This window comes from Accumulibacter sp. (assembly GCF_036625275.1).
Taxonomy (GTDB): Bacteria; Pseudomonadota; Gammaproteobacteria; order Burkholderiales; family Rhodocyclaceae; genus Accumulibacter.
The window spans coordinates 41635-48078 of record NZ_JAZKUD010000027.1 but is presented as its reverse complement, the minus strand read 5'-3'; the positions used below and the strand labels follow the sequence as shown (position 1 = coordinate 48078).

The window sequence follows — 6444 nt, the reverse complement described above, 5'->3', positions numbered from 1 at the left end:
TGGCTTGGCTTACCAACACCCTGGAGAAACTCCCCTCTTGGCCGTATAGCCGCATCGACGAGTTGTTGCCTCTCAAAAAACCAGAGTGATTGTGCGCACCCAGAGGTGGGTGCGCTGAACGCTTACGATAAATCGGACAGATCATCTGCTACAAACCCGGACAGATTACTTGTTCTCTACAAAGTAAACGCAACAATGTTGCGTTGGTAAGGGTTTTGTGTTTCCATTCTGTCGTGAGACCTTCTCCTGCTGACGTCTTCTCGGCAATCAATGGCGCTACCTGTGGCACTGGTGCGCCGATGGCCACTTGGTGTTTGCACGCTCGCCACCGGCAGCAAATCGCTGACCTGCCGCGTTTCGACCATGCCGCCAAGCCGTTGGCCGGGTGCGTATGAAACCGTCGGCCCGGCATTTCCCACCATTCTCCCCCCTGTCCGGGCAGCGGGCAGCCGCGATGCTTCGCAATGTTCTGGGGGTGGTCATGGCTTTCCTGCTGCTTGGCATGCAGCACGAGGTGCAGGTGCACGACCTGGGACATCTCGCCGAATGGCGGCAAGCCATGCAGGGGAAGGATCTGCAGGATCCGGACAGCGATCGGCTCTGCATCGAGTGTCTGTTGCTCGCAGCAGCGGCCAGTGCCGTACCGGGTAAGCCGCCGCCGTTTGACCAGGCGCTGGGTGACTTCGCTCTCGTCGACGTCAGCGTGGCCATCCGCCGGGCTTGCGTTCCCGCCTGCTATTCCAGCCGCGCCCCGCCCGCACACCTCTGAACCATTTGCTTTCGCCGCCCTTCCGGTCGGCAAAAATCAACCCCGTTTAGAGGATGCAGAAGCATGTCCAGATTCATTCAGATGTCCAGCGCATTCGCGCTGGCACTGCTCAGCGTGCCCGCAATCGCTGCCGCCAGCGATGCCGAACTTGCCGAGGTCCAGGCGCAGATCCAGCAACTGAAACAAAGCTACGAAGCCCGCATCGAGGCCCTCGATCGCCGCTTGCAGGAGGCCGAGGCGAGGAGCGCCAAGGCTTCGGCCGCGGTGCCTGCCGCTTCGCCGGCGGCGCTCCCCGTGGCGGCAGCTCCGGCGGTAACGCCGGCGGCCGTCAGCGCCGGCAACAGCGCCTTCAATCCCGCCATTTCTGCCGTACTGCAGGGCGCTTACATCAACCAGTCGAAGGATCCGGACAAGTACGCGATCGCCGGTTTCGTCCCGAGTGGCGATATCGGCCCCGGCAAACGCGGTTTTAGCATCGCCGAATCGGAACTGGGATTCTCCGCCAACGTCGACCACAAGTTCTTCGGCAATCTGATCCTTGCCCTGACACCGGACAACAATGTCGAGGTCGAGGAAGCATACGGCGTGTTCACGGCGCTGCCCGGCGGCGTGACGCCGAAATTTGGTCGTTTCCTGTCGAGCGTCGGCTACCTCAACGACCAGCATCAGCATGCCTGGGATTTCTACGATGCGCCGCTGGTCTATCAGGCCTTTTTCGGAGGCCAGTTCAGGAACGACGGCCTGCAGGTGAGATGGCTTGCGCCGACCGACACCTATCTGCAGTTCGGCGCCGAAATCGGCGACGGATCGAGTTTCCCCGGCAGCGAACGCAGCAATGGCCGCAACGGCATCGGCGGTGGCGCGCTGCACGCGCATGTCGGTGGCGACATCAACGTCAGCAACAGTTGGCGCGCCGGTCTGTCGTGGCTCACGCTGCGGCCGAACGAACGGACCCATACGGAAATCGACCGTAACGGCAATCCGGCCCAACTGGAATTCAGCGGCCGCAGCCAGGTCGCGATCGCCGATTTCGTCTGGAAGTACGCGCCCAAGGGCAACGCCAGGGAAACCAACCTCAAGCTGCAGGGCGAGTACTTCTGGTGCAAGGAACGCGGCGACCTGCGCTACGACAGCGACGGTGCGCTTGGTCTGACCAACACGGCAAAGAATACTTCACGCCAGAGTGGTTTCTATGTGCAGGGAGTTTACCAGTTCATGCCCGAGTGGCGAGTGGGAGCCCGTTACGACTCCCTCGATCCCGGACGTGTCGACTACGGCGGCAACGCCGACTACCTGAGCGCTTCGTCGTTCAATCCCAGGCGCTACTCGCTGATGTTCGACTACACGCCGTCCGAGTTCAGCCGCTTTCGCATCCAGTATCAGCAGAGCAGGTTGCAACCCGACTTCACCGACAACATCCTGTTCGTCCAGTACATTCTGACGCTGGGCGCGCACGGTGCGCACAGTTACTGAGCGAGGAGAGGCCATGAAAAGGTATGTCAGGTCCTTCCTGGGCCTTGGGCTGACGCTTCTCGCCCTGCCGGCGCTGGCGGCGCTCAACGTTTTTGCCAGCGTTCCTGAATGGGCAGCCCTCGCCGAGGAACTCGGCGGCGATCAGGTCAAGGTCTACGCTGCGACGAACGCCTTGCAGGATCCGCATCACGTCGAGGCGAAACCCAGCCTGATCGCACGGGCGCGCAACGCCGACCTGGTGATTGCCACCGGCGCCGAGCTGGAAGTGGGCTGGTTGCCGCTGGTCCTGCGGCAGGCTGGCAATCCCCGCGTGCAACCTGGCCAGCCCGGCTATCTGGAAGCGACGGCCTTCGTCAGCATGCTCGAGAAGCCGCTGCGGCTCGACCGTGCCGACGGCGACGTGCATCCGGCCGGCAATCCGCACATCCAGCTCGACCCGCGCAACATCGCGCGCGTGGCTGCACCGCTCGCCGCCCGTCTGGCGGATCTCGACCCGGCCAATGCCGCGTATTACCAGGCGCGCCACAAGGCATTCTCGGAACGCTGGAGCAAGGCGGTCGCCCAATGGGAAAAGCAGGCCGCGTCGCTGCGTGCTACCGCCATCGTCGTCCACCACAACGCGTTTGCCTACCTCAATGCATGGCTGGGATTGCAGCAGGTGGCCGCACTCGAACCCAAGCCGGGAATCGATCCGACCACCCAGCACCTCTCGGCAGTCCTCGCCCTGCTGCAACGGCAGCCGGCCAGGATGGTCGTTCGCGCGGCGTACCAGAGCGACCGGGCGTCGCAGTGGATCGCCGAACGTGCGAAGATCCCTCCCGTGGTCCTGCCCTTCACCGTTGGCGGAGACGATTCGGCCAGGGATCTCTTCGGGCTCTTCGATGACACCATACAGCGGCTGCAAAAAGGTAGCCAATGAATCCGGTCGTATTTGACCTGTCGATCCTGCTGCCGGCCTTCGTCGCCGGCGTGCTGGTGACGGCAACGCATGTGCCGCTCGGCATGCAGGTTCTCGCGCGTGGCATTGTCTTCATTGATCTGGCGATCGCGCAGATCGCCGGTTGCGGCGTGCTGATCGCCGATCAGCTCGGATTCGAGCCGACAGGCACTGCCGTGCAGGTAGCGGCGCTGGCGGCGGCACTCGCCGGCGCCCTGCTTCTGACCTGGACCGAGCGCCTTTGGCCGGAGGTGCAGGAGGCGACCATCGGCGTCGTCTTCGTTCTTGCGGCCACCGGCGGTGTGTTGCTGCTGGCAAGCAATGTTCACGGCAGTGAGCATCTACGCGACCTGCTGATCGGACAGATTCTCTGGGTGCAGCCGGGCCGGCTGGCGTGGCATGCTGTGGTCTACGCGGCGATCCTCGTGCTTTGGTTCGGCTGGCGTGAACGCCTGGGACGTGCCGGATTTTATGGGTTGTTCGCCATTGCCGTGACGGTATCCGTGCAACTCGTCGGTCTCTATCTTGTATTCGCGACGCTGATCGTTCCACCGCTGGCGACCCGGCGCATGCTACAGGGCCGGCTTGCTGCCGCCTGGCTGCTCGGCATCATCGCTTACGCCGGGGGGCTGCTGGTATCGACGGTGCTCGATCTGCCGAGCGGTCCGACCATCGTCTGGGTGATGGCAGCCCTCGCGCTGGGGGGATACGCAGTCTCCACACAACTGATCAAGGAATCTGTACCATGAACCGCTTACCCTGCATCTTCATCGCCACCGTCTGTCTGTTGCCGCTTTCCACCGCTGCCGGCGAACCTGCCGCCCACGTGCATGGTGTCGCCAGCCTGCAGGTGGCCGTCGACGGCAAGAACCTGACGCTGAACCTCGAAAGCCCGCTCAACAACCTCGTCGGTTTCGAACACACGCCCCGCACCGAAAAGCAGCAAGCCGCCGTGCGCGCAATGGCTGAACGCCTCAATCAACCGGCCGGCCTGTTCATAGCCTCGCCGGCCGCCGCCTGCACACCGCTGTCGGTGAAACTGGAATCGCCGGTACTGGAGCCGATGAAGCCATCCGCCGGCGACGGTCATGCCGACCTCGATGGCGAGTTCGTTTTTCGCTGCGAGCATCCCGAAGCCCTGCGTGCGCTCGAAGTGGGGCTGTTTCAGGCCTTCCCGAGGTTGAAGCGACTTGATGTTCAGGTGGCGGGGCCTCGCGGACAATCGGCTGCCCGACTCTCGCCACAGCAACGAAACATCGCCTGGTAGTCCGGAATGCCGTTGGAAACCGTCATCGAGATCGAGAACCTGCGCTTTCGCTGGTCGCAAGGAAACGGGTTCTGCCTCGACATTCCGGCCTTCGAGGTCCGTGCAGGCGAGCGCATTTTCCTTTATGGACCAAGCGGCAGCGGCAAGAGCACGCTGCTCGGGCTGTTGGGCGGCGTGCTGGTACCCGAACTTGGGCGGATCAGGCTGCTCGGCAGCGAGTTGACACGCCTCAAACCCTCGGCGCGCGACCGCTTTCGCGCCGACCATGTCGGTTTCGTCTTTCAGCAGTTCAACCTCATTCCCTATCTTTCAGTGGTCGATAACGTGCTCCTGTCGTGCCGTTTCTCGGCGCGTCGCCGCGAGCGTGCGATGGCGGCCGGTGGCTCGCTGCACGACGAGGCCGCACGCTTGCTGGCTCATCTCGATCTCGAGGTGGCTCTGTACCGACAGGGCGTCACGTCCCTGAGTGTCGGTCAGCAGCAGCGCGTAGCGGCGGCGCGCGCGCTGATCGGACGCCCGGAAATCGTCATTGCCGACGAACCGACCTCGGCCCTCGACGCCGAGCGGCAGGAAGCCTTTCTCGCGCTCCTCGCTGGCGAGTGCCTGGCGGCGGGCAGTACGCTGCTCTTCGTCAGTCATGACCGGCGGCTTGCCGCAGGCTTCGACCGCGAGCTCTCGTTGGCGTCGATCAGCCCGGCCTGCGGCGAAGGGAAAGCCGCGTGACTCCGCTGACTCCGCTCCTTCTGCTGGCTGTGCGCAGCGCCTGGAACCGTCGACTGACGCTAGGCATGACGCTGCTTGCCGTGGCCCTCAGCGTCACCCTGCTGCTCGGCGTCGAGCGCGTTCGCCATGAGGCGCGCAACAGCTTTGCACAATCGGTTGCGGGTACCGACCTGGTCGTCGGTGCGCGCAGCAGCCCGGTCCAGTTGATGCTCTACGCCGTCTTTCGCATCGGCGAAGCCACCCACAACATCCACTGGCAAAGCTACCGCGCGATCGCCGAGAATCCGGCCGTCGCCTGGTCGATCCCGCTGTCGCTGGGCGACTCGCATCACGGTTTCCCGGTCATCGGCACCTCGTCGGCCTACTTTGAACATTTTCGGTACGGGGATGCGCAGGCCCTGGCGTTTTCGGCAGGCAAGCCGTTTGCCGAGATCTTCGATGCCGTGCTCGGCGCCGAGGTCGCTGCACGTCTGGGCTACCGTCCCGGCGATCAGCTCGTCCTCAGTCACGGCATGGGCGACGTCAGCCTGGCCGAACACACCGACAAGCCGTTCACGGTGGTCGGCATCCTCGCTGCGACCGGGACGCCGGTGGACCGCAGCGTCCATGTCAGCCTCGAAGCGATACAGGCCATCCACCTCGACTGGCAGGGCGGCGCGCCCTTGCCGGGCTTGTCGATTCCTGCCGAGTACGTGCGCAAGTTCGATCTGACGCCGAAGGAAATCACCGCCGTTCTGGTGGGACTGAAAAGCCGCGCGGCGGTGTTCAAGGTCCAGCGCGACCTCAACACCCGTTCCGCCGAGCCCCTGCTGGCAGTACTGCCGGGCGTCGCGCTCGATCAGCTCTGGCAGGTGGTCGGCATCGCCGAGCGAACCTTGCTTGCCGTCTCGGCGATGGTCGTGGCGGTCGGCCTGGCCGGGCTGGTGGCGGTCGTTCTCGCCGGCCTCAGTGAACGACGGCGCGAACTTGCCATCCTCCGTTCGGTGGGTGCGCGCCCGAGCGAAATCTTTGTGCTACTGACTGCGGAAGGGCTGTTCGTCACCGTCCTCGGCGCGCTGCTCGGCGTGGCCCTGCTGGCCTTGCTGACGGCGCTGCTGGGTCCGCTCGTGCAGGCGCATTACGGGCTGGCGATCCGCGCCCGCTGGATTTCGTCCGACGAACTGGCCCTCCTCGGCGCCGTCATCGCCGTCGGCCTGGTCGCCAGTCTGCTGCCGGGCTACCGCGCTTACCGAATCTCCCTGGCCGATGGCCTGACTCCCCGCCTGTAAAGGACTC

Annotated in this window: 7 protein-coding genes; all 7 read left to right on the top strand. The window is 64.2% G+C overall.

From position 1 onward, the window contains the following. Positions 1–454: 454 nt before the first annotated feature. The 7 genes from V5B39_RS10910 (at position 455) to V5B39_RS10880 (ending at position 6437) form a co-directional block, all read left to right on the top strand. Positions 455–769, top strand: a complete 315-nt coding sequence (locus V5B39_RS10910) for a hypothetical protein (protein ID WP_332342918.1) — start codon at positions 455–457, stop codon at positions 767–769. A gap of 63 nt (positions 770–832) precedes the next feature. Next, positions 833–2242 carry a hypothetical protein gene (locus V5B39_RS10905; RefSeq protein ID WP_332342917.1) on the top strand — a complete coding sequence of 470 codons (1410 nt, stop codon included), beginning with the start codon at positions 833–835 and terminating at the stop codon, positions 2240–2242. Positions 2243–2255: 13 nt separating this feature from the next. Continuing rightward, positions 2256–3161, top strand: coding sequence for a metal ABC transporter substrate-binding protein (locus V5B39_RS10900; RefSeq protein WP_332342916.1), 906 nt, complete (start codon positions 2256–2258; stop codon positions 3159–3161). After that, the gene (locus V5B39_RS10895; protein ID WP_332342915.1) at positions 3158–3928 is read left to right on the top strand and encodes a metal ABC transporter permease; all 771 of its coding nucleotides are present in this window, start codon (positions 3158–3160) and stop codon (positions 3926–3928) included. Before V5B39_RS10900 ends, V5B39_RS10895 begins: the two co-directional genes overlap by 4 nt. Then, a complete protein-coding gene (locus V5B39_RS10890; RefSeq protein WP_332342914.1) occupies positions 3925–4446 on the top strand; it encodes a DUF2796 domain-containing protein in 522 nt (173 codons plus the stop codon). Before V5B39_RS10895 ends, V5B39_RS10890 begins: the two co-directional genes overlap by 4 nt. A gap of 6 nt (positions 4447–4452) precedes the next feature. After that, a complete protein-coding gene (locus tag V5B39_RS10885; RefSeq protein WP_332342913.1) occupies positions 4453–5169 on the top strand; it encodes an ATP-binding cassette domain-containing protein in 717 nt (238 codons plus the stop codon). 5 nt (positions 5170–5174) lie between these two features. Continuing rightward, positions 5175–6437, top strand: a complete 1263-nt coding sequence (locus tag V5B39_RS10880) for an ABC transporter permease (RefSeq protein WP_332342920.1) — start codon at positions 5175–5177, stop codon at positions 6435–6437. The last annotated feature ends 7 nt before the right edge of the window (positions 6438–6444 follow it).